General features: G+C 59.3%; 26 protein-coding genes. 11 read left to right on the forward strand and 15 right to left on the reverse strand.

What is annotated here, in order from left to right:
* Positions 1–148: 148 nt before the first annotated feature.
* The 3 genes from deoC to ACTQZF_RS06270 form a co-directional block, all read right to left on the reverse strand.
* A complete protein-coding gene (deoC, locus tag ACTQZF_RS06260) occupies positions 149–823 on the reverse strand; it encodes a deoxyribose-phosphate aldolase (protein ID WP_441015806.1) in 675 nt (224 codons plus the stop codon).
* A 370-nt stretch (positions 824–1,193) separates the two neighbouring features.
* Positions 1,194–2,888 (reverse strand): glucose-6-phosphate isomerase, encoded by a 1,695-nt coding sequence (pgi, locus tag ACTQZF_RS06265; RefSeq protein ID WP_118345572.1) that lies wholly within the window; start codon positions 2,886–2,888, stop codon positions 1,194–1,196.
* A gap of 199 nt (positions 2,889–3,087) precedes the next feature.
* Positions 3,088–3,591: an iron-containing alcohol dehydrogenase gene (locus tag ACTQZF_RS06270; protein WP_441554831.1), complete on the reverse strand. Its 504-nt coding sequence runs from the start codon at positions 3,589–3,591 to the stop codon at positions 3,088–3,090.
* A gap of 289 nt (positions 3,592–3,880) precedes the next feature.
* Between ACTQZF_RS06270 and ACTQZF_RS06275 the strand changes: the two genes are divergently transcribed.
* Complete coding sequence (locus ACTQZF_RS06275; protein ID WP_441554832.1) at positions 3,881–5,398, forward strand: Y-family DNA polymerase; 1,518 nt, start codon at positions 3,881–3,883, stop codon at positions 5,396–5,398.
* Positions 5,391–5,816 (forward strand): hypothetical protein, encoded by a 426-nt coding sequence (locus ACTQZF_RS06280; protein ID WP_427718560.1) that lies wholly within the window; start codon positions 5,391–5,393, stop codon positions 5,814–5,816. Before ACTQZF_RS06275 ends, ACTQZF_RS06280 begins: the two co-directional genes overlap by 8 nt.
* Positions 5,817–5,836: 20 nt before the next feature.
* Here ACTQZF_RS06280 and ACTQZF_RS06285 read toward each other — a convergent pair whose 3' ends face one another.
* On the reverse strand, positions 5,837–5,986 hold the full coding sequence (locus tag ACTQZF_RS06285; protein ID WP_441554833.1) for a hypothetical protein: 150 nt from the start codon (positions 5,984–5,986) through the stop codon (positions 5,837–5,839).
* A 122-nt stretch (positions 5,987–6,108) separates the two neighbouring features.
* Between ACTQZF_RS06285 and ACTQZF_RS06290 the strand changes: the two genes are divergently transcribed.
* Positions 6,109–6,246, forward strand: coding sequence for a flavodoxin domain-containing protein (locus ACTQZF_RS06290; protein WP_441554834.1), 138 nt, complete (start codon positions 6,109–6,111; stop codon positions 6,244–6,246).
* Between the two features lie 116 nt (positions 6,247–6,362).
* Here the strand turns inward: ACTQZF_RS06290 and ACTQZF_RS06295 are convergent, their stop codons facing one another.
* The 5 genes from ACTQZF_RS06295 to ACTQZF_RS06315 form a co-directional block, all read right to left on the reverse strand.
* A complete protein-coding gene (locus tag ACTQZF_RS06295; protein WP_441554835.1) occupies positions 6,363–7,115 on the reverse strand; it encodes an amino acid ABC transporter ATP-binding protein in 753 nt (250 codons plus the stop codon).
* A gap of 12 nt (positions 7,116–7,127) precedes the next feature.
* Positions 7,128–8,438, reverse strand: coding sequence for an ABC transporter permease subunit (locus ACTQZF_RS06300; protein WP_117763786.1), 1,311 nt, complete (start codon positions 8,436–8,438; stop codon positions 7,128–7,130).
* Positions 8,439–8,605: 167 nt separating this feature from the next.
* The gene (locus ACTQZF_RS06305; RefSeq protein ID WP_118345556.1) at positions 8,606–9,466 is read right to left on the reverse strand and encodes an ABC transporter substrate-binding protein; all 861 of its coding nucleotides are present in this window, start codon (positions 9,464–9,466) and stop codon (positions 8,606–8,608) included.
* A gap of 147 nt (positions 9,467–9,613) precedes the next feature.
* Positions 9,614–10,480, reverse strand: a complete 867-nt coding sequence (locus ACTQZF_RS06310; RefSeq protein WP_441015815.1) for a deoxyribonuclease IV — start codon at positions 10,478–10,480, stop codon at positions 9,614–9,616.
* A gap of 98 nt (positions 10,481–10,578) precedes the next feature.
* The gene (locus ACTQZF_RS06315; protein ID WP_441554836.1) at positions 10,579–11,766 is read right to left on the reverse strand and encodes an aldo/keto reductase; all 1,188 of its coding nucleotides are present in this window, start codon (positions 11,764–11,766) and stop codon (positions 10,579–10,581) included.
* Between the two features lie 163 nt (positions 11,767–11,929).
* On the opposite strand from ACTQZF_RS06315, the gene ACTQZF_RS06320 reads away from it, so the two are divergent.
* Positions 11,930–12,124, forward strand: coding sequence for a hypothetical protein (locus ACTQZF_RS06320; RefSeq protein ID WP_441554837.1), 195 nt, complete (start codon positions 11,930–11,932; stop codon positions 12,122–12,124).
* A gap of 116 nt (positions 12,125–12,240) precedes the next feature.
* Entirely contained in the window at positions 12,241–13,155 is a 915-nt protein-coding gene (locus tag ACTQZF_RS06325) for a ketopantoate reductase family protein (RefSeq protein WP_441554838.1), read from the forward strand.
* A 91-nt stretch (positions 13,156–13,246) separates the two neighbouring features.
* Here ACTQZF_RS06325 and ACTQZF_RS06330 read toward each other — a convergent pair whose 3' ends face one another.
* The 3 genes from ACTQZF_RS06330 to ACTQZF_RS06340 all read right to left on the reverse strand — a co-directional run bounded on the left by ACTQZF_RS06330 (position 13,247) and on the right by ACTQZF_RS06340 (position 16,050).
* Positions 13,247–13,465: a hypothetical protein gene (locus ACTQZF_RS06330; RefSeq protein WP_154517389.1), complete on the reverse strand. Its 219-nt coding sequence runs from the start codon at positions 13,463–13,465 to the stop codon at positions 13,247–13,249.
* Positions 13,466–13,650: 185 nt separating this feature from the next.
* Positions 13,651–14,427: a hypothetical protein gene (locus ACTQZF_RS06335; protein ID WP_427793856.1), complete on the reverse strand. Its 777-nt coding sequence runs from the start codon at positions 14,425–14,427 to the stop codon at positions 13,651–13,653.
* A gap of 312 nt (positions 14,428–14,739) precedes the next feature.
* Complete coding sequence (locus ACTQZF_RS06340; protein WP_427727780.1) at positions 14,740–16,050, reverse strand: O-acetylhomoserine aminocarboxypropyltransferase/cysteine synthase family protein; 1,311 nt, start codon at positions 16,048–16,050, stop codon at positions 14,740–14,742.
* A 274-nt stretch (positions 16,051–16,324) separates the two neighbouring features.
* Here ACTQZF_RS06340 and ACTQZF_RS06345 point away from each other — a divergent pair, with 274 nt between their 5' ends.
* The 5 genes from ACTQZF_RS06345 (at position 16,325) to ACTQZF_RS06365 (ending at position 19,934) form a co-directional block, all read left to right on the forward strand.
* A complete protein-coding gene (locus tag ACTQZF_RS06345) occupies positions 16,325–17,272 on the forward strand; it encodes a LysR family transcriptional regulator (protein WP_427747969.1) in 948 nt (315 codons plus the stop codon).
* A 140-nt stretch (positions 17,273–17,412) separates the two neighbouring features.
* Positions 17,413–17,898, forward strand: a complete 486-nt coding sequence (gene rnhA, locus ACTQZF_RS06350) for a ribonuclease HI (protein WP_427727777.1) — start codon at positions 17,413–17,415, stop codon at positions 17,896–17,898.
* A 74-nt stretch (positions 17,899–17,972) separates the two neighbouring features.
* Positions 17,973–19,079 carry a Gfo/Idh/MocA family protein gene (locus ACTQZF_RS06355; protein WP_441554839.1) on the forward strand — a complete coding sequence of 369 codons (1,107 nt, stop codon included), beginning with the start codon at positions 17,973–17,975 and terminating at the stop codon, positions 19,077–19,079.
* 2 nt (positions 19,080–19,081) lie between these two features.
* On the forward strand, positions 19,082–19,492 hold the full coding sequence (locus tag ACTQZF_RS06360; protein ID WP_427795950.1) for an acylphosphatase: 411 nt from the start codon (positions 19,082–19,084) through the stop codon (positions 19,490–19,492).
* Positions 19,493–19,553: 61 nt separating this feature from the next.
* A complete protein-coding gene (locus tag ACTQZF_RS06365; protein WP_427718597.1) occupies positions 19,554–19,934 on the forward strand; it encodes a Fur family transcriptional regulator in 381 nt (126 codons plus the stop codon).
* 76 nt (positions 19,935–20,010) lie between these two features.
* Here ACTQZF_RS06365 and ACTQZF_RS06370 read toward each other — a convergent pair whose 3' ends face one another.
* The 3 genes from ACTQZF_RS06370 to ACTQZF_RS06380 form a co-directional block, all read right to left on the reverse strand.
* Positions 20,011–20,808 carry an HAD-IIB family hydrolase gene (locus tag ACTQZF_RS06370; protein ID WP_441554840.1) on the reverse strand — a complete coding sequence of 266 codons (798 nt, stop codon included), beginning with the start codon at positions 20,806–20,808 and terminating at the stop codon, positions 20,011–20,013.
* Between the two features lie 83 nt (positions 20,809–20,891).
* A complete protein-coding gene (locus ACTQZF_RS06375) occupies positions 20,892–21,470 on the reverse strand; it encodes an urease accessory protein UreE (protein ID WP_441554841.1) in 579 nt (192 codons plus the stop codon).
* Between the two features lie 3 nt (positions 21,471–21,473).
* Positions 21,474–21,902, reverse strand: coding sequence for an FKBP-type peptidyl-prolyl cis-trans isomerase (locus ACTQZF_RS06380; RefSeq protein ID WP_441554842.1), 429 nt, complete (start codon positions 21,900–21,902; stop codon positions 21,474–21,476).
* Between the two features lie 120 nt (positions 21,903–22,022).
* On the opposite strand from ACTQZF_RS06380, the gene ACTQZF_RS06385 reads away from it, so the two are divergent.
* Positions 22,023–23,036 (forward strand): dipeptidase, encoded by a 1,014-nt coding sequence (locus ACTQZF_RS06385; RefSeq protein ID WP_441554843.1) that lies wholly within the window; start codon positions 22,023–22,025, stop codon positions 23,034–23,036.
* The last annotated feature ends 9 nt before the right edge of the window (positions 23,037–23,045 follow it).

Consider the following 23,045-nt stretch of genomic DNA (forward strand, 5'->3'; position numbering starts at 1 on the left):
TAAGCCTCCCTGTCATTGAACAACCTTGCCTGAGTCATCATACAGAACACCTACTGCGGCTCTGTCTGCGACGGGTAAAAAGTCATATTGTCCCGAACATGAACGGCGTGTGGTCGTGAAGCTTTATCGCTCAGGTCAAATACGTCTGCTAGCGACGCTCATCCGTCGGTGCGCCCTCGACGATCGCGATGCCCGCCGATGCACCCAACGCGCTGGCGCCGGCCTCGATGAATGCGCAAGCCTCTTCGTAATTATGGATACCGCCCGCCGCCTTGATTGCCACGGCATCGCCGAGCACCTCGTGCATCAGCCGCACGTCCTCGAGCTTAGCACCGCCAAAGCTTCTGCCGGTCGATGTCTTAAGGAATCCCGGCTTGGCCTCCAGCGCGATCTCGCATACACGGCGCTTGGCGGCGTCGTCGCCGTCCAGCTTGCACATCTCAACGATTACCTTGTCAGTGATGCCATGCGCGCGACAAAAATCAGCAACGGCAGTCATCTCGCGCTCGATGGCATCAAAATCGCGGTTCTCGATCGACCCCTGATTCAAAACGTAGTCAATCTCGGTAAAGCCACACGCAGCGTATTCCTCAAACCTCGCAAGCTTCTCCTCAAGCGTCATAGTGCCCTGGGGAAAGTCGATAGCGCCGGCAAGGATGATGTCAGAGCCCTCGAGCATGGCGCGGCCCGTCTCGTACTCCTGCAGGTTCGCAAATACGCAGCGAAAGTTGTACTTTAGCGCCTTCTCGACATACTGCTCAAACGTGTCCTCGGGGGCATCGATATAGTCGATGTATTTATTGATGGGTTTGGCAAGCGTCATGCTGGGCCTCCTTGTTCAGGGCTGACAACCGATTCGTGGTTTCACGCGAAAAACCACGTTCAATCTACACCCGACATGCAAGGGCAGCGCCCTCATTCCGGCAAGTGGTATGAAATTAGCTGTAGACGTATATTTACGGACAGCGAATGGCACCGCACGCGGATGCCGACTGCAAGACATCCCCCCCCCTCAATACGCCCTCATGCCCACTCAAATAGCAAAGGGGCCCGCATCCCAACGGATACGGGCCCCTTTCATTCAAGACATCCCCCCCCCTCAATACGCCCTCATGCCCACTCAAATAGCAAAGGGGCCCGCATCCCAACGGATACGGGCCCCTTTCAGTCATAAGCCAACTCGGCCGTAAAGACTACTTGCGGTGAGCGCGGTAGAACTCGATGAGTGCCTGGGTCGAAGCGTCCTGCTCGGCCTTGGCGGCGTCGTCGTGGAAGGCCGGGGTAATCTGCTTGGCAAGCTGCTTGCCCAGCTCGACGCCCCACTGGTCGTAGGAGTCGATGCCCCAGACCGTGCCCTCGACAAACGTGATGTGCTCGTACAGGGCGATGAGCTCGCCGAGTGCGAACGGGGTCAACGTATCGCCGAAGATCGAGGTCGTCGGACGGTTGCCCTCAAAGCAGCGGGCCGGGACGATCTGCTCGGGCGTGCCCTCGGCGCGCACCTCATCGGCCGTCTTACCAAAGGCGAGTGCCTTGGTCTGGGCCAGGAAGTTGCCCAGGAACAGCTCGTGAACGTCCTGACCGCTATCGGTCGCGGGGTTGGCGGTATTGGCAAAGGCGATAAAGTCGGCCGGGACCACCACGGTGCCCTGGTGCAGCAGCTGGTAGAAGGCGTGCTGACCGTTGGTGCCGGGCTCGCCCCAGAAGATCTCACCGGTGTCGGAGGTCACGGCGCTGCCGTCCCAGCGGACGTGCTTGCCGTTGGACTCCATGGTGAGCTGCTGCAGATAGGCCGGGAAGCGGTGCAGGTACTGGCAGTACGGCAGCACGGCGTGGCTCTTGGAACCGAAGAAGTTGACGTACCAGACGTTGAGCAGGCCCATCAGCGCGACGGCGTTGTTCTCGAGCGGGGTATTGCAGAAGTACTCGTCGATGGCGTGGAAACCCTCGAGGAACTGCTGGAAGCGCTCGGGACCGAGCACGACGATCAGCGACAGACCCACGGCGGAGTCGACGGAATAGCGGCCGCCGACCCAGTTCCAGAAACCAAAGGCGTTAGCGGGGTCGATGCCGAAGGCCTCGACCTTGTCGAGTGCGGTGGAAACGGCAACGAAGTGCTTGGCCACGGCCTCGGCGTTCTGCTCATCGGAGCCGTCGATGGCACCCTGAGCCTTGAGCTGCTCGAGCATCCAGGTCTTGACCTCGCGAGCGTTGGTGAGGGTCTCGAGCGTGGTGAAGGTCTTGGAGACGATAATCACGAGCGTGGTCTCGGGATCCAGGCCCTTGAGCTTCTCTGCCTGATCGTTGGGGTCGATATTGGAGATATAGCGGCAGTCGATACCGGCGTCGGCATAGGGGCGCAGAGCCTCGTAAGCCATGACCGGGCCCAGGTCGGAGCCGCCGATGCCGATGGACACCAGATGCTCGATCTTCTTGCCGGTAACGCCCTTCCACTCACCGGAGCGCACGCGCTCGGCAAAGGCGTACATGCGGTCGAGGACCTCGTGCACGTCGGCGACGACGTCCTGGCCGTCGACGATGAGCTGGCCCTTCTCGGTTGCCGGGCGGCGCAGCGCGGTGTGCAGGACGGCACGGTCCTCGGTGGTGTTGATGTGCTCGCCAGAGAACATGGCATCGCGGCGCTCCTCGAGCTTCACCTCGCGGGCAAGATCGCACAGCAGTTTGACGGTCTCATCGGTCACCAGGTTCTTGGACAGGTCGAAGTGCAGGTCACCGGCGTCAAAGCTCAGCTTGTTCACGCGCTCTGCATCGGCAGCGAACCAGGCCTTGAGGTCGATACCTTCGGCCTCGAGCTTCTCCTGATGAGCCTCGAGCGCCTTCCAAGCGGCGGTCGACGTAGCGTCGATAGGTGCGGCAACAGTTGCCATAACGTCCTCCTCAACATACGGGCGCAAACCTCCATGCGCCCGGATAATCAGATGCCCCTATTCTAGCGCAGGTCAAGACCGTAATCAGCGAGCGTTGCCAATCCGCCCCCAAACGGCGACCGACCAAAAATGGACAGGTTTATTTTGGCAGGTCAAACGCTTTACCTACCAAGAATAGCCCATCTCTTTATGGCAGACATTAGGCCGCAGCGCACACGCTGCCGAGCAACTCACGCAGAGGAGACCCAATGCCCTCAAGCAGTTCGGGCGCGATGATGGCAAAAACGGGAACCTCACCGGCCCCCACGACGGCAGGCACTTTGCCCTCCGAGACAATACATCCATAAGGGACAAAACCGTCTTCGCCGGCATCGAGCGCCGCCATGCGACGCGCGAGTTCGCGCGCAAAGCCAGCAGTATCGGCATCGCCGATCGCCAGGACAAAGTCCACGCCTTCGTCGGTCGCCAGGGCCACAGCTTCGTCGATCAGATCGTCTCCCCCGTCGCCCTCAACCGAGCCGCAACGAAAAAGCACGCGCTCGAGCAGAGCTCGGTCAAGCGAGCCGAGCGCCGCCGAGACAAGCTCATCGCGCGTATGTTTGTCGCCACCCAGCACCACCAGCGCCTTGGTGCCGCCGTAGTGAGCGACCAATCGTCCACACCAGCGAGCCACGTCTCCATCCGCAACAAGGCGCGTCGGCATACCAAACCCATAGTTGACCATTATCCCCACAACCCTTCCGTGCTTTATGGTGGTATCGATCGTTAGGCTCATGCTACGAAGCGAGGTTTTCCGAGCTGTTTCGCGCTCTTTAGAGCTGCGTTAAAACCCGATGCAACCGCCCGACCATACCTGCCAAAAAGGGACAGGTTTGTTTTGGTCGGTCAAGCGTTTTACCTACCGAAATAAACCTGTCCCTTTTTGGCAGGTTTTGACGATGTCCGGACGAGCGGGTATTATCGAACATGCATTCGATAAGAACATGTGTTTGATGGGAGAACGCGTGGGGCACGGGCGTCACACCTATATCTGCATCGACCTCAAGACGTTTTACGCCAGCGTCGAGTGCGTCGACCGCGGGCTCGATCCGCTCACCACCCACCTGGTCGTTGCCGACGAATCACGCGGGCGTACGACCATCTGCCTCGCCATTACCCAGGCCATGAAGGACCTCGGGATACACAACCGCTGCCGCCTGTTTGAGATTCCCGACGGCATCGACTACATCAAGGCCGTACCGCGCATGCAGCACTACATGGAGGTGTCGGCGCAGATCTACGGTATCTACCTGGAATACGTCAGTCCGCAAGACGTTCACGTCTACTCAATTGACGAGTGCTTTATCGACGTGACACCCTATCTAGAGCTCTACCATACCAATGCCAAAAGCTTTGCCTGCATGCTGCGCGATGAGGTCCTCGCGCGCACCGGCATCACGGCGACAGTCGGCATCGGCCCCAACCTATTCCAGGCCAAGGTGGCGCTCGACATTACCGCTAAGCACGTACCCAGCCGCATCGGCATACTCGACGACGAGACCTTTCGCAAGGAGATCTGGCCCCATCGCCCCATCACCGATATCTGGGGCATCGGCCCCGGCGTGGCAGCCCGCCTCGAAAAGTACGGGGTATACGATCTGATGGGCGTCGCCGCGCTCGACGAAAACCTACTTTACGACGAACTCGGCGTCAATGCCGAGTATCTCATCGACCACGCCTTTGGGCGCGAGCCGACAACTATCGCCGATATTCAGGCCTATCGCCCGCAGGCAACTTCAACCACCACAGGACAAGTGCTCTCGAAGGGTTATGCCTACGAGCAGGCCTACACCATCTTGCGCGAGATGGTCGATGCCGCCGTACTGGACTTGGTCGATAAGCATGTAGTCTGCGACAGCATCTCGCTCTTTGTGGGCTACGCGAGCGAGCGCGCCGACATACGCCGCCTCGACGCCAGCGGCACAGCGCAATATGTAGACGGATGCGGGCATTTGCGTTCGAGCACGTCGAGCATCGAACCCGCCGCAACCGCCGGCCCCGAGCTCGCACCCCGTGCACCCAAGCCCGTCCAGCGCGATGGCGAACGACGCCGTCTGGTGCGCGAGGCACAGGCAATCGACGGCATCTTTGTGGGAGAGCATGGCGGCAAACCGCGTGGCGGCTATGCCGCGCTCTTTGCGCACTCTAACGCTTCGCGCAAGCTGCCCGAGCGCACCAATTCGTTTAAGAAGATCATGGGCCATTTCGATGAGCTCTGGGCGCAGACCGTCGATCCTAAACGACCGGTCAAGCGCATCAATTTGGGCTTTGGCAACCTCATGCCCGAGGAATTTGCCACCATCGATCTGTTTAGCGATGTTAAGGCCGATGAACGCGAGCGTGACCTGGCCCGCGCCGTTCTGGCCGTGAAGGGCAAGTACGGCAAGAATGCCCTGGTCAAGGGATTAAGCTTTACCGCCGGCGCCACCGCACGCGAACGCAACGATCAGGTAGGAGGACACCGTGCCTAAGGCCCAACAACAGCCGATGCGGCCACCGACGCCTTTTGAACGCCTGGCGGACCCCGAGGGAAGACGTCGCTCCGCCGACCCCAAGCTCACCGCTAACGGTGCCGTTCGCGCCAACCGCGCCGCGCAGTTTATGCCCTTTGCCGCCCTCACGGGATACTACGAGCTCGTGCGCAAACAAGAGATCTCTGTTGAGCCCAAATGCGAACTCACGGAAGAAAAAGCCCTCGAGCTTTCAAAAAAGCTCGAGGGCCTCAAACGCGGCGACTTGGTGCGCGTTACTTATTACGATACATACGGCTATCGCAGCCGCACCGGCATTCTTGACGAAGTGCTCCCCGCGTTCAAGCTGCTCAAACTCCGAGACATCGCCATCGGCTTCGACGATATCCAAGACATCGAGCTGCGCGGCCGAGCCTAAGCGCAAGCGTACGCCCGGCCCTACGGCTTTATGACGTAATAGCCCGCATCCCTCACGGCAGCCTCAAGTACCTCACGATCGATCGGGTTTTTAGAACGGATGCACGCCGTGTGGTCTGCATACGTCACCGTGGCCCAAATGCCATCGAGAGCGTTGAGGGCGTTCGTCACATTTTGCGCGCAGCACCTCACCCATATCTATCAGCAGGGCCACAGCCTGGCAAAACTTGCCCAGGCAACCCGATAGAGCATACAAACCGCGGCCGCACGCCGCACAACCGAAAGGAAAACATATGAGCAAGATCGCAGTCGTCTACTGGAGCGGCACAGGCAATACCAAAGCCATGGCAAACCTCGTTGCCGAGGGCGCGGCGTCAGCCGGCGCCGAGGCAGAGGCCGCCTGTCGCGCCCTTGGAGCCGAGCTCACCTAACGGCGATAAGCTCCGCCCATACGCGGCTCTGCACCAAAACACATTCGCATCCCAACAAAAACGGGGCTGGATCCAAATCCAGCCCCGTTTTCTGCTCTGTCAGCCACATAAAGCAGCTACGAGATGTTGCCCAAAAACGCCTTGGTGCGCTCGCTCTTGGGATGGTCGAAGACCTCGCTCGGCGTACCCTCCTCCACGATAACGCCGCCGTCCATAAAGACGACGCGGTCGGCGACGTCGCGGGCAAAGCCCATCTCGTGCGTCACCACAATCATCGTCATGCCCTCACGCGCAAGATCGCGCATGACACCCAGAACGTCGCGGACGAGCTCGGGGTCAAGCGCCGACGTGGCCTCATCAAAGAGCATCACGTGCGGATTCATCGACAGGGCGCGGGCGATGGCCACGCGCTGCTGTTGGCCGCCCGAAAGCTGGCTCGGCATAAAATCGATGCGCTCCGCCAGACCGACCTTGGTCAGCTCCTCGACGGCAATCTTCTCGGCCTCTTCCTTGCTGCGCTTGAGCACCTTTTGTTGCGCAAGCATGACGTTCTTTTTGACCGACAGGTGCGGAAACAGATTGAACTGCTGAAACACCATGCCCAAGTGCGTACGCACCTTATTGAGGTCGACGCCCTTGGCGCACACATCCACGCCCTCGACGACAATCGAGCCGCTCGTGGGCTCCTCAAGACGGTTAATGCAGCGAAGCATCGTCGACTTACCCGAGCCCGAGGGGCCCAGGACCACGACGACCTCACCCTTGTGCACATCCAGATCGATGTCGCGCAGGACCACGTTATCGCCAAAGGCCTTCTGGAGATTCTTGATGCTGACGACGACCTCGTTCGAGTTATTGGTTTCGCTCATAATAGAACCTCCTTACAGACCTGCAATATGATCGGCGGGTGTCGCGACAACCTGTCCGGCGCTCTTGGTGGGACGCTTCTTTTTGGTTTCGGCCGTCCCCAGAAGTCTCGCCTCAAGACCGCTCACCAAGCGTGCAAGCGGCAGGGTAATGACCAGATAGAACAGGGCGGCAACCACATACGGCGTGATGGAGCCCGTCGTCGCCACGATGGTGCGGGCATTCATGACGATCTCGACCACGCCCACGGCGGCGAGCAGCGACGTATCCTTGTAAAGCAGGATAAACTCGCTGGTCAGCGTAGGCAGGACATTGCGGAACGTCTGCGGAATCATAACGTAAAGCAACGTCTGGAAGGCATTCATGCCCAGCGAGCGGGCAGCCTCGTTTTGGCCCTTGGGAATCGACTGAATACCGGCACGGAAGATCTCGCACAGGTACGCAGACGAGTTCATGGCCATGACGATAACGCCCAAGACGTAGTCGTCCACCTTGACGCCGGCAAGTGGCAGGCCAAAGAACGCGATATAGATCTGCAGGAACGCCGGCGTACCGCGGATGATATTCACGTAGATGCCGGCAAGACAGCGCAGGATGCGCGACTTGGAGATGCGCATGAGCGACAAGGCAAAGCCAAAGGGGATTGCCAGCGGAAACGCCACAAGCACGATCGAGAGCGACATAAGGAAGCCCTTAAATACGACCGGCAGGCTCTGGACCAAAATGACCGGGTTCAAGAACAGGCGCAGGAACATATTGGAATTCCAAGCCTCGACCCACGGCTGTTCCTTAAGATCGGCCTGGAAGTTATCGAAGGCCGTCACGCCCTTAATCTCGACGGAAGGAATCTTGGAAATCTTCTTGGTCGAACCGTCGGCGAGCGTATAGGTGCCGCTAAAGGCCTCGTCGCCGCCTTCGACGGGGAAGGTCACGCCGTACACCTCGACACGGAAAAAGCCGCCGGCAGGCGCCGTCTCGCCAAAGTCGATCTTGAGCGTCTGGCCATCAGCCGTGCACGTGGGCTTCATGGGTGTGCGATCCATGAGGTCCTCGCCCGAGAGCATCGTCAATCGCGTGTCATCGGTACCAAACGTCGTGCCGTCGACAAACGTCAGCGAAAGACCGCTCAGCTCCTCGTCGGCATCGGCCTGAACTTCCCAGGTAATGCGTGTCTCGGTGCCGCCGACCACATCGCTGCCCGAACCGGTGTTGGGTCGGGCGGTAATCTTTGCGGTCTCAAGCGCTTGGGCAGTCGAGGGCGCAGATGCCCCCACGCACACCAGCGCGAGCGCCACGGCCATGACACAGGCTAGCTTTTGGAGCAAGGCGGGTAGTGAAGAACGCTGCTCAGCGGCCCCTTTGTTCAGTCGAGACAAGGTGGCTCCTATCGTAGAAGTTGCCGGCAAAAAGAGACGGAAACACTCTCCGTCGAAAGAAGCGCAAAGGCCCTCTCCGCTAAACGGAAAGGGCCCACACGCAATCAAGTATCTGTTTACTTGATGTTGTACTTAGCCATGAGGGCGTCAACGGTGCCGTCGTCGGTCAGGTCCTTGATGGCCTGGTTGATGTCGTCCTTGAGCTTGGTGTTGCCCTGGTTGATGGCAATAGCGTACTCCTCGCCGGTGCTGATCTGTTTAACCGTGTGGCAGGTATTGAACTGCTCGGCGGTCAGCTGGCTCGCAACGGAGCGGTTGGTGACTACGGCATCGCCCTTATCGGACTGCAGGGCGCTGAAGCACTCGGTAGCGTCCTTGTAGGGGACGATCTTGGCCTTGGGGAAGTTCTCCTGGGCAAAGGCCTCGGCGGTCGAGCCAGACTGGACGATGATGGTAGCGTCGGCGTTGTTGAGCTTCTCGCTGTAATTGTCGGCCGTGATGTCGGTGTTATCGACCTTGGTCACGATAGCCTGATCGTCCATGTAGTAGGAATCGGAGAAAGCGACTTCCTTCTCACGCTCGGGCGTGTCGGTGATAGCCGCAATGGAGACGTCATACTTGGTACCCGAAGCGACACCGGGGACGAGCGTGTCGAAGTCGTTGTTGACGTACTCGACATCCAGGCCCAGCTTGTCGCCGATAGCCTTGATGAGCTCAAGGTCAAAGCCCTGATAATCGCCGTTGTCATCCTTGTACTCAAACGGAGCGTACTCGGCAGAGGTGCCGACGGTCAGCGTACCGTCCTTGACGAGCGCGTACTCCTTGGAGCCGTCGACCTTCTCGACCTTAGCGTCGTCAGAGCTGCTGGAACCGGCATCAGAACCAGAGGTGGCGTTGGACGAGCCGCAGCCCGTCAGTGCGAGGGCAAGCGCCATGGCGCCCGTGGCGGCAAATGCGCCAAGCTTCTTCAGCTTCATAATCAGTCTCCTTCCAATGGCCCCATGTGATTCAGGGGCCTGCAAAAACTGAGGGCTATTATGCACCCGCGTGAGAGAATCTGCAATTAGAAAACTGATTGAAACAAACCCATAACGTGAATGGAACACTCCACTTTATGACAGTCATTACTGCTGCAATGACCTTAACAGTTTAATTTCAGCCGCATAACCTGCAAGTTCGTTCGGCGTTTCCAAAATGAATGGCAGTGATCGCAGGCGGCTATTCGATACAATATTCTGCATAACCTGCATTCCACCGCCAAGTTCCTCGCTGCCGAGGTAACCCTTGCCGATGCACTCATGCCGGTCCTTATGGGCACCGCGGGGATTCTTGGAATCATTGATATGCACAGCGCGCAGGCGCTCGATACCCACCACACGATCGAACTCGTCGAGCACACCGTCAAGATCTTGGACGATATCATAGCCGGCGTCATTTACATGGCAGGTGTCCAGGCAAACGCCCAGCTTGGCCGACAGCTCGGGGCGCCTGTCAGCAACGCCCTCGATGATGATCGCCAGTTCCTCAAAGCTGCGGCCCACCTCGGTGCCCTTGCCAGCCATGGTCTCGAGCAGTACCGTCGTCTGCTGGCCCTCAAACATCACCTGGCACAGGGTGTCGACGATCATCTGAATGCCGGCGTCGGAGCCCTGTCCCACATGCGCACCGGGATGGAAATTGTAGTAGTTACCGGGCAGCGCTTCCAGACGCTGCAGATCCTCAGCCATGGCCTCCAGGGCAAACTCGCGCGCCCGCTCTTTGGCCGAGCAGGGGTTATAGGTATACGGAGCATGGGCCACGAGGGGACCAAAATCGTTTTGTTCCATAAGCTCGCGCAGGGCCGCCACGTCATCCATGTCAAGGTCTTTCGCCTTGCCGCCGCGCGGGTTGCGCGTAAAGAATGCAAAGGTATTGGCGCCAATGGATAGCGCCGTCTCCCCCATCGCCCGATAGCCCTTCGTCGTGGATAGGTGACACCCAATCGTCAGCATCCCCAGCTCCCCCTCATCAGTTACGGTGAAATAGTTCCTGTTGATGCCTTATTCTGCCGCAAACAGGAACTATTCCACCGCAAGTTATAAAAGGGGCATCAGGAGCGCGTTTTGCCGAAGGCCTTAAGCGCCGCCGTCACGGGTCCAGGCTGAAAACGGCGGCGCACATCGTCGAGACGCTCGGGAATATCGATGTGCTGCGGGCAGTGGCGTGCGCATTTGCCGCACTTGACGCAATTGCTCACCAACTTGGGCTCGCTTGTGCGCACCGCACTCGCCGTAAAATACTGCGATAGACCCGTAAACCAGCTGTGCGCATAGCTTGCGTTGTAGGCGGCAAAACATCCAGGAATATTGATGCCTTTAGGACACGGCATGCAGTAACCGCATCCCGTGCAGGGCACGCGATTCGATTTTTCAAACTCCGTCAGCACGCGTGCGATGGCATCGAGCTGAGTAGCTGTCATCGAATCCGGCAGGGCCCGATCGGCCAACGCCGCGTTCTCATCCACCTGCGCGGTATCGGTCATACCCGAAAGCAGCATCGTCACCTGAGGATGATTCCACACCCACGAAAGCCCCCAAGCGGCAGGAGTGCACAAATGCGGGTCACGGGCGTCATCGAGCACAGCGCGGGCCCGCGGCGGCAGCTTGCCCGCCAGGCGTCCGCCCAAAAGCGGCTCCATCACAAACACCGCGAGGCCTCGCTCGGCGGCGGCCATGAGCCCCGCCGTTCCCGCTTGGTAACGCTCGCCGGCATAGTTGTACTGTATCTGGCAAAAATCCCAGTCATATGCGTCAAGCATCGTCAGGAAATCCGCCGCGCTGCCGTGATACGAAAAACCAATCTGGCGAATGCGCCCCGCCGCCTTTTGACGCGCGATCCAGTCCTCGATGCCCAACGCCACCACACGTTCCCACTGGGCGGGCGAGGTGATGTTGTGCATGAGGTAATAGTCGATATGGTCGGTCCGCAGCCGACGCAGCTGCTCATCGAAGATGCGGTCGAAATCCTCCGCGCACTTGCACGAGGCGTGCGGCAACTTCGTCGCCAGCAGCACCTGGTCGCGCAGTCCCAAGCGCTCAAGCGAGGCGCCCACACACGCCTCGTTGCCGGGATAAAGGTACGCCGTATCCAGATAATTTATCCCTCGCTCCACCGCACGGGAAATGATGGCGTCGGCTGTCTTCGCATCCGGACGTCCCGGTGCACCGGGAAATCTCATGCAGCCCAGACCGAGAGCGGATATTCGGTTACCACTTTTGGGGTCAACGCGGTATTGCACGGCCCCTCCCTTCGCCATCAGCGCCCCGGCAAGGCGAAACACAATGGTCACGCGGCCGAAACATCGTGGAATCGTAATCGAGAACGTATCGTAACGCAGCAGAAATCGAGCTGTCACGGCACCGCTTTAACATCAGCAAAAAGCCCGATGAAAGGAGGCGAGCGTGACCACACGCGAGGATGCCTACCCCTATCCCGGCGAACAATGCATCCTCTCGGTCGACCGTTACCAGATCGAGGTCATGGACCATCTGGACGAGCTTCCCGCCACAGGCGCCGTCATCTTCTGCACCTTCCCCAAGGTGCGCGATGGCGTTGGTTATCCCGCGCGCGTTTTTGCCATCTGCCCCGCGGCATAAGTTCCCATGCATTTGTTCTTCTAAATTCAGCCTCCGGTGTACGCCACATGCCCCAGCGGCATACAATCCATCAGGCGCCCCATATGCGGGCGCCTTTTTGTGAGGAGATGATTCACATGCAGATCAACAAGGTCGCCTTTATCGGCAAGGGCGGCGTCGGCCTGCTCTACGGCAGTATGATTGCCAAGGCCCTCGGCAATGACGCCGTCGAATACGTCATGGATGACGCGCGTTTCGAGCGCCACGTGGGCGATGCGCTCACCGTCAACGGAAAGCCCTGCACGCTCAAGTCCGTCCGCGCCAGCGAGGCAACGCCCGCCGATCTGGTCATTCTCACGGTCAAGACGACGGGGCTCAACCAAGCACTCAAGACTATGGAGCGCGTCGTGGGACCCAACACGCTCATCGCCTCGCTGTGCAACGGCATTACGAGCGAGCAAAAAATAGCCGAGCGCTTTGGCTGGAAGCACACCGTCCTGGGCATCTGCCAGGGCATGGACGCCGTATTCCTTAACGGCGCGCTCACCTTTACCAATGCGGGCGAGATTCGCTTTGGCGCGGCAGCAGGCACCGAGCCCGCAACCGTCACCGCCATCGATGAGCTCTACACGCGCTGCGGCATCGCCCATACCGTCGAGAGCGACATTGCGCACCGCATGTGGGCCAAACTCATGCTCAACGATGGCATCAACCAGACCTGCATGGCCTATGGCGGGACCTACGGGAGCGCCACGGAACAGGACTCCGAGCAGCGTCGCTGCTTTGTTTCCGCCATGCGCGAGACACTTGCGGTCGCCAACGCCGAGGGCGTTGAGCTTACCGAGGCAGACCTGACGCAGATGGTGCACCTCATCGAGGGAATCGACCCCGCCGGCATGCCCTCGATGGCGCAGGACCGCATCGCACAACGTAAAACCGAAGTCGAGGAGTTCGCGGGCACCATCTGCCGCCTGGCCGCCAAACACGATATCCAAGTGCCGCAAAACGATTGGCTCTACCAGAGGATTCGCGAAATAGAAAGCAGCTGGTAGCCTCGCCCGCACGGCGACGCGCGCAATGTAAGCAGACAGGCCTTCGCGAGGATCCCATCGCTCGCGAAGGCCTGTCGCATTTAGGCCGAGGCTAAAACTGAGGCTCGTTTTGCGACTCCGGGACCTCGTCCTCGTCATCGCGGCAAAGCACCACGCCGGCGCTTCCCAACAGCGCCGCTGCAATCAAGGCGCTCACAACCACAGGAGCAGCACCCGTAGTGGACTGCAAGCCGGCAACTAACGCCGCCGTCGGACCAAGACATCCGATCAAAAGGGCAACGACGGCAATAGCGACATCTCGAGCGTTCATGGGATCACTTCCTCCACGAGAAAGACCTTGTTTCTCATGACTTAGTGTGCCCCGCGCCCATATGCCCAACGTAGTGCCACGGTAAGGGCTCTGTTAACCCAAATGCATATAAAAACGGGCGACTTTACATTGCCCGAAAGCTCAGTAAAGACGCCCGTCCATCATGTGCAATCGATGCCGACAGATTACCAACCGGTGTAGTAATCGGTAGTTCCGGCTGCGCAGCCTGAATCGTAGACCTTGCACTCGCCCTTAGAGCCCGTAAAGGTCGAGCCCTGGGACTTATCGCTCGCAGCCACCACGTAGTAGCCGTCGGAATCACGCCAAAAGCCCTCGGAATCCAGCGTCCACTCACCCGTGCGGTGGTGATACAACACGTTGCTGCTGTAATAGGTCTCGCGACGACCGTTGTAGTTATTGACGCCGCTCGAGCGCGTCAGGCCCGAGCCGTTCGCGTAATACGCAGCAGACGCGTAAGACGAGCCGGAGCCGGCGTTGTAATACGAAGCCTGAACGGCCTCGGCAGCTTCTGCCTCGACGGCCGCAGCCTCGAGCGCCTCGCGCTTAGCATCCTCGAGCGTGGAGCGAAGCTCGTCGAGCTCGGCCGACTTCGCGTCGACCTCCTCCATCGTCAAAAGACTGCCCGCACCGTCGATACAACCCTGCAGTACAGCGCGCTCGTCATCGGTGGCATAGTCACCGTACATGTTCATGATGATCTGCGCGCGGACCTCTAGGGAATCGCGCTTGGCCCCCATCGAGGCGTTCCACTCCTGCATGGAGCCAAAGCCGTCGCTACGATAGTCGACGGGCTGCATCAGGGTCGCCTCGGACGGCGTTGATCCGACCGCGTCGGACAGTGTTGCCGCGTGGGCATCGGTTACGCCGGCACCCACTAAAAGCGCCACGGCAAGCGTGGCAGAAAGGGCGGCGGCCTTCGGTTTTCGTGAATCGATCCTCATGTAGCTGGAAACCTCCGTAGTGAGTTTTTGCTGCGTTTAAGCTGCGTGTGATTCGATCGCGCTGCATAGTACCCCGAGTAAATCGCGACCTGCGGTTTTTCTCAAAAGGTGCACGTCATTTGCGTAAAACTCACATCCTCTCAACAGGAGTTTTCCACAACTCGCATGCATAAAGCATGCCAAAAACCCTGTAATAGCGCCCTTCCTATGCAAAAAAGGCGCCTGCACAACCATTGTTCGCGCAGGCACCTTGAGCAGGCATTTTATGCAGTTATACCTATCGAGTCGCAAGGGGCCCTTGCACAAGTCGCCCTACTCGTCCAGCGCGGCAAAGGCCTGCTTCAGATCCCAAATGATGTCCTCGGCGTTCTCGGTACCAATGGAAAGACGGATTGTAGAGGGCGTAATGTTCTGCTCGGCAAGCTCCTCGGCAGAGAGCTGGGAGTGCGTGGTGGTAGCCGGGTGCACGACGAGCGACTTGACGTCGGCTACGTTGGCGAGCAGCGAGAACACCTGCAGGTGGTCGATGAACTTCCAAGCAGCCTCCTGGCCGCCCTTGATCTCGAAGGTGAAGATCGAGGCGCCGCCACGGGGGAAATACTTCTGGTACAGCTCATGGTCGGGGTGCTCGGGCAGGCTCGGGTGGTTCACCTTGGCAACATGGCCGTCACCGATCAGGAACTCAACGACCTTCTTGGTGTTCTCGACATGGCGGTCAACGCGCAGCGACAGGGTCTCGGTGCCCTGGAGCAGGACCCAGGCGTTAAACGGGCTAATGCAGGCGCCCTCGTCACGCAGCAAGATAGCACGGACATAGGTCGCGAAGGCAGCGGGGCCGGCGGCCTCGGCAAACGAGACGCCATGGTAGGAGGGATTGGGCTCGGCGATCTGCGCATACTTGCCGCTCGCCTTCCAGTCGAAGTTGCCGCCATCGATAATCACGCCGCCCAACGAGGTGCCGTGGCCGCCAATAAACTTAGTTGCAGAGTGAACGACGATGTTGGCGCCGTGCTCCAGCGGACGGAACAGATACGGGGTGCCGAAGGTGTTATCGACAACAACCGGAAGACCATGCTTCTTAGCGACCTCGGAGATAGCGTCGATGTTGGGGATATCGGAGTTGGGGTTACCGAGCGTCTCGAGGTAAATGACCGTGGTGTTGTCCCTGATGGCGCCCTCGACCTCGTCCAGGTTGTGGGCATCGACGAAGGTGGTCTCGACACCAAACTGGGAGAGCGTGTGCTCCAGCAGGTTGTAGGAACCACCGTAGATGGTCTTTTGGGCCACCACATGGTCGCCGGCCTGAGCGAGGGCCTGCAGGGTATAGGTGATGGCGGCGGCGCCAGAGGCGACGGCGAGGCCGGCAACGCCGCCCTCGAGCGCGGCAATGCGGTCCTCAAAGACGCCCTGGGTGGAGTTGGTCAGACGACCGTAGATATTACCGGCGTCGGCAAGGCCAAAGCGGTCAGCGGCGTGCTGGGAGTTGCGGAACACATAGCTCGTGGTCTGGTAGATAGGCACGGCGCGGGAATCGGATGCGGGGTCGGCGCTCTCCTGGCCAACGTGCAGCTGCAGGGTGTCGAAACCAAAGGTGTGCTCGGGGTTGTTGATAAACTGGCTCATGATGATCTCCTTGATCGAACAAAAGTAATAAGAGTAAGAGAAGTAAGTCGCCGTCTCCTGATCACGCCGACGGGCGCAAGCAGGAGCCCGGCATTCGTCTTAGTAAGCAGTTCATATGCGGTCCTCCTTTTGACATCCCGTTCTCGTGGTCGGCTTAATTACCTACCGCCTTTGTGTGTTTTGAATAGTACGAGCATTGTTTCGCGCGGTCAATCACTTAAAAGCGCTAACCTGTTATCGGTTTTTTAGATAGCTATCGAAAGGACGGGTGCCGATGACCCTCCAGCAGCTTCGTTTTCTTATCGCCGTGGCAGAATCCGGCTCAATTAACGCCGCAGCTCAGCGCCTCTATACCGCGCAATCCAATATCTCCAACGCCGTCAAAAGCCTAGAGCAGGAGCTCCGTCTGGAAATCTTTACGCGCTCCAGCCGCGGCGTCACACTCACCAACGACGGCACCGAGCTTTTAGGCTATGCGCGCCAGGTCGTAGAGCAGGCCGATATGCTCGAGGCCCGCTACGAGGACGGCGGCACACCCCAGGCACGCCTTGCCGTCTCGGCCCAGCACTACGCTTTTTCGGTCGAGGCATTTGTCAACGTCGTCGAGCGCTGCCGCGACAGTAAGTTTGAGTTCATCATGCGCGAGACCACCACGTCACAGATCATCGACGACGTCCGCGCATTTCGCAGCGATATCGGCATTCTGTATCTGGATGACTTTAACGCCCGCGTCCTGCAGAAGGCCTTCGCCGACGCCCGCGCAAGCTTCCATCCCCTCTTCGATGCAACGGTCCACGTCTTCGTTAGCGAGCGCCATCCGCTCGCACGCCGCCCCCAGCTATCGCTTGCCGACCTTACGCCCTATACGCGCTACAGCTTTGAGCAGGGGACCTCAAACTCCTTCTATTACGCCGAGGAGCCGTTTAGCTATATCCCCTGCGACCGCAACATCCGCGTTTCCGACCGTGGCACGCTCACCAATCTGCTCATCACGTCGAACGGTTACACTTTGTCGACCGGTGTCCTCTCCAATGAAATGCAATGGGGCATGGCATCGATCCCGTTGGCAGACGCTCCAACGATGCGAGTGGGCTACATCATGCACGATGAGCGCAAGCCCTCTCCCCTGCTGCGGCAATACCTCGACGAACTCGATCGCATCATCCACGAAAACCAACCATTTGGGGACGGAATAGAAATGGCAGATCTAAAAGCCCTCTAGCTCTTGACAATTCAGGTCGCCCATCTTTCTTGGCGACAACGTCTCCACCATCCTTGTGGAGCGGCGCGCCTCGCATAAAACAGGATGGACCGGCGATACAATAGACAGCCGCAAGAGAGGAACTCGACGAAAGGAAGTCTGTGAAGGTCATCATCTATACCGACGGCTCGGCTCGATCCAATCCGGGACGCGGTGGCTACGGCGCCGTGCTCAAATACACCAACCCCGCCGGCAAGACCTTCACCTCCGAGCTTTCGCGTGGCTACGCCAAGACCACCAACAACCGCATGGAGCTCATGGCGGTCATCGTGGCGCTCGAGGCACTCAACCGTCCCTGCGAGGTCGAGGTCCACTCCGACTCGCAGTACGTCGTCAACGCCTTTAACAAGCACTGGATCGACGGCTGGAAAAAGCGCGGGTGGAAAACTGCCAACAAGCAGCCCGTTAAGAACCGCGACCTGTGGGAGCGCCTGCTTGCCGCAAAGAGCAAGCATAAGGTGGAGTTCATCTGGGTTAAGGGGCATGCCGGCCACGAGCTCAACGAGCGCTGCGACGAGCTCGCCACCACCGCGGCCGATGGAGTCAACCTCGATATCGACACCGGCTTTAACGAGAGCGACCTGTAATAGCGTTTTCGCGCAGCTTTATATCCCCACGCGCTACACTCATCCTGTAGACCAAAACAACGCAAGGGGGACGTATGCTGCGCATCGCAACCATCGGCACATCCATGATCACCGACGACTTTATCCAGGTCGTCAATGCCAACGACCAGGCTGTATTCGTAGGCACGCTCTCGCGCAACGCCGAGCGCGGCACCGCCTTTACTGCCGAGCACGGCGGCGAGCGAAACTTTACTTCACTTGATGAGCTTGCAGCAGCCGCCGACGTCGACGCCGTCTATATCGGCAGCCCAAACGCACTTCACTACGAGCAGGCCCTTGCCTGCATCGCCAGTGGCAAGCACGTCATCGTCGAGAAGCCCTTCTGCGCCACCGAGGCGCAGGCGCTGGAAGTCTTCCGCGCCGCCGAGACAGCAGGTGTCGTGGCCCTCGAGGCCATGCGTCCCCTCCACGATCCCGCCTTCCACGCCATCGAGGACGCCCTGGGCGAGATCGCCCCCATCCGCCGCGCCTCATTGCGCTTTGGCAAGTATTCTTCACGCTACAACGAGGTTCTCGCGGGACGCGCCACCAATATCTTCGACTGCAATATGGCATCGGGTTCCCTCATGGATATTGGCGTCTACACCGTCGAGCCCATGGTCGAGATCTTCGGCATGCCCTCCGGCCTTACGAGCATGGCTACTCTGCTCGACCCCACCACGCAAGAGCTCACCCATGGCCCCATCGATGGCTGCGGTTCCATCCTCGCCAGCTACGGCGGTGGCCGTATCTCCGTCGAGCTCGCGCACTCCAAAATTACGAATGACCTACTGCCCTCGCAGATCGAAGGCGAGCGTGGCACTATCCAGATTGACCATCTGTCCACGCCCCGCAACGTCCGCATCGACTATCGCGGCGATGTCGTACGCGGCTCGGCGACCGAGGCGCCGCGCGAACAGAGCAACAACGGCCGCGTGCTCGACCTGCCCAAATCGAGCAACACCATGGAATACGAACTCGCAGACTTTATCACCGCCATCGGCGGCATCGATAACGTCAAGGAAGAGATTTGGGAGACCCCGGCGGGACGTCACGAGCTTGGCCACTATCGCGATGTCACGCTTGCCTCGCTGCGCATCATGGATGCCGTGCGCCAACAGACCGGCATTACCTTCCCCGCCGATTCTGTCAAGCAGGCCTAGCGATGGGTATTTTCGACAAGCTTTTCTCGGGCGTCGCCGGCGGCAGCCGCGAGCCCCAAAAGCCCTCTGGTGTCGAGCTCGAGCTGCGCCGCAGGCTTACTGTGCTCGCAAGCGACGAGGCCACTCAAGACACTCCCCTGCGCTATTTCCTGCGCTGGGAGGGACAGGTCCAAGGCGTTGGTTTTCGCTTTACCAACACCAACCTCGCGCAGGCACGCGCACTCACCGGCTGGGTGCGTAACATGGAAGACGGCTCAGTCGAGATGGAGATACAGGGAGCTCCGGCAAACATCCTATCTCATCTCGAGGCGCTTCATGCCTCCTACGAGCGCATGGGAACGCGTTTTCGCCTCGTAGACGCCCAGGTCCGAGCCCCACTTGCCAATGAAGACGGTTTCACTCCTCATTATTAGTATTGTGTGCTAAATACGGTATCATTTACCTACGACCGTTAATAGAAAAGAGGCGAGGCGCATGGCGGTGCAAAGAAGGAATACCAGGCAGCGAAAGCTAGTTCTTGATGCCGTGCGCCAAAGCTACAACCATCCCACCGCCGAAGAGATCTACAACGCTGTGCGTGAACAGGATGACAAAATCAGCCGCGGTACGGTTTACCGCAACCTCAATCTCTTGGCCGATGCCGGGGAGATTCTCTCGATTAAAACGCCGGGCGGCAGCCGCTTCGATCGTGCCATCGAACCGCATGCGCATATCATCTGCACCTCGTGTGGCCGCGTCATCGATGTGCCGCTCCCCTTCAATACCCAGCTCGACGCCAGGGCATCCGAACAAATCGGATGGAGCGTCAGCTCGCACTACACCATCTTCGAGGGCCTCTGCCCCAACTGTAGGTAGATTTTGGGACATGCCTTAAAAACAACTTTTTCACCGATTGCGGCAAAAGAAAGATTTCCAGGCATGTCCAAAATGTCTACTCAGCAAGTAGGCGACGCAGCTCTTCTTCGACCGTGCGCACGTAACGGACGCGGTCGTTGATACCGCGCATACTGGGATTGCAGCTCTCCATCAGATAGGGATGGCCCACCACGTTGAGCATGTCGCGGTCGTTTTCATTATCGCCAAACGCCATCGTTTCGTTAGGTGAGATCCCCAGCGCACGACCATAATCGGCAAGCGCGGACCCCTTGCCCGAATCAAAGCCGATAAAGTCGGTCCATTCGGTTCCCGACGTCATCACATCGACCCGGTCGCCAAAGCGACGGACGAAATACTCCAGCGCCGCCGGCTGCTCTGTCTCGGGCGTTTGAAACGCGATCTTAATGACGTCCTCGTCGATGTCCTCGGGGCGGTCGACCACCGCCACATCGCAATGGACCTCGTAGCGCAAATGGTCGACGAATGCATCGTTGCCGCTTATGGTGTAGAGGTGTCCCTCGCAGGAAAGGGTCACGTCGGCATGGGGATACGCAACCACGGCATTCGCGATATCCATAGCAAGGTTACGCTCCATGGAACGCTTGACAACGGCACGCCCCTCGCTCATCACGAGGGCTCCGTTTTCGCATACATAGGCGAGCTCATCGGCCACCGGGGCAAACAGATAGCGCAAGCTCGCATATTGACGGCCGCTCGCCGGCATAAACACGATGCCACGACGATGCAGCTCATCGATGAGCTCAAAGGCCTCGGAACGCGGCTCGCACTCCCCCGGATGCAGCAACGTGCCGTCCAAATCGCATGCAATCAGCTTGATTCCCTCAAGACCCATATGCTTTCCCCCACAGCACCTCATCAACAGCAAGACGGACTTTGAATAGCTGCCTCTCAAAGTCCGTCTTGCTCATACGCACGTTAACCGCGCGCCTTTTTTACGATCGTAAAGTCGGGAGCCATACTCACGACGACCTCCGCCGCACTCGACGCAAAGCGCCGGTCCGTATCGAGTTCACGGGTAACCACCGAGAGCATAACGCCCTCGACGCCCCGGAGCATGCGGCCCAAAACAGGCTGCACCGGCGTATACATGCGCACGGTATGCTCGTCCGAATCGCCTCGGAAAAGCGGCGCGTGCATATTGCCGATCTCCCAGCACGCATGCGCGAGCGCAATCGGATCCATGCGGTCGACTTCGACCAAATAAACCTCGGCGCTGCGCAGGCGCACGACAACCGCCACGGGCACCATGCCTGAACGGTCGATGGCGAGCACGTCGCCGTCGGCAAGACGACTGCCGTCGGCAGTATCCAGCCGAACATCGACCGTGCGCCCCAGCTCCGTCACGCCCGCAAACGCGCATACATCAGCCTGGTCCCAATCGAGAAGCAGCTCGTCAACTTCAAAGATGCCGCCCAGCTCCCGACGAAGCAGGAGTTCATAGGACGGATCGTTGAGATTTCCCAAGCATGTCGTCGAAACCAAGCGTTCAGGCATACTCTAATCCTCGACCTCGACGAGCTCGATATCAAAGTTGAGATCCTTGCCGGCCAGCTCGTGGTTAGCATCGAGCGTCACGGCCTCGGGCGTCACATCGATGACAACGGCAGGGACAGGCATGCCGCTCGGCGTGGACAGGAAGAGCTTCATGCCCTTCTCGATCTGCTCGATGTTGGGAACCTGCTCGACCGGGAAGGTGATAACCATCTCGGGATTGTGCTCGCCGTAGGCATCGGCAGCAGGAATGTGCACGGACTTCTTCTCGCCCACCTGCATGTCGACAACGGCGGCATCGAAGCCCTTGATCATCTGACCGGCACCGCAGGTGAACTCCAGCGGCTCGCCGCGATCGTAGGAGCTATCGAACTGCGTGCCGTCGTCGAGCGTGCCGCGATAATGAGTCTTGACCTTCTTGCCCTGGTTGGACATGGAAACCTCCGTGATAAGGGCGGCACACAACGCGGGCCGCCATGAACGTATGGCGCTAACTATACCCTAGTCATACAATTCGAAGACAGTTTGCAAAGAAACGCTGCAACCGGAGGAACCATGGCATATCCCGTATTTGACTTGCACTGTGACACCGCCGACCGCATCGGCTGGGCCACGCTCGATCTCGACCTGCGCTTTACCGCCGGCACCGACGGTTATTTCCCCGGCGACGAGACGCATCCGCAAGATTTCGACCTCATCGAGGGCAACGCCTGCGCCATCTCGCTCGCAAAGATCGGCAACACACCGTGGGCACAGTGCTTCGCCACGTTTATCCCCGACGAGATTCCCTCCGCCCACGCTGCGCGCTTCCAGGCGCAGATCATGGCGCATATGAGCGGCCAGGCCATGCTCAACCACGATCGCATGGTCAACGTGCGCAGCGCCGCTGACATTCGCCCTGCGCTCAAGGACGGCAAGGTCGCCTGCATCCACACCATCGAAAACGCCACGTTCTTTGCCGAGGACCCCGCGCTGATCGAGGTGCTCAAGAGCTTGGGCGTACTCATGTCGTCACTCAGCTGGAACGCGCAGGGGCCGCTCGCGAGCGGACACGATACCCACGCCGGCCTCACCGCCGCCGGCATCGAGGCACTTACGCAGATGGAGCACGCCGGCATGGTGCTTGACGTCTCCCATCTCAACGATGAGTGCTTTGACGAGGTCGCCGTCCGCGCCACGCGTCCCTTCGTCGCCAGCCACTCCAACTCCCGTGCGGTTTGCGGCGCCAAACGCAATCTTACCGACGACCAGTTCCGCACCATTCGCGACACTGGTGGCATCGTCGGCCTCAACTACTGCAGCGAGTTCCTTTCCAACGACGCAACCGACAAGACCGCCTCAGACGTCACCTTCGATCAGCTGGCGGCACATATCGAGCACTGGCTCGACCTGGGCGGCGAGGACGTCATCGCGCTCGGCGGCGACTGGGACGGCGCCACGGTGCCCGCTTTCCTCTCCGATGCCAGCAAGATGCCCGAGTTCCAGAACATGCTCTCCAAGCATTTTGGCAAGACCGTGATGCAAAAGCTCTGCAGCGACAACGCGCTTGCCTTCTTTGAGCGTTATTAATTTCACATC

Origin of the sequence: Collinsella sp. LCP19S3_H3 (genome assembly GCF_052119145.1) — a bacterium.
Lineage (GTDB): Bacteria > Actinomycetota > Coriobacteriia > Coriobacteriales > Coriobacteriaceae > Collinsella.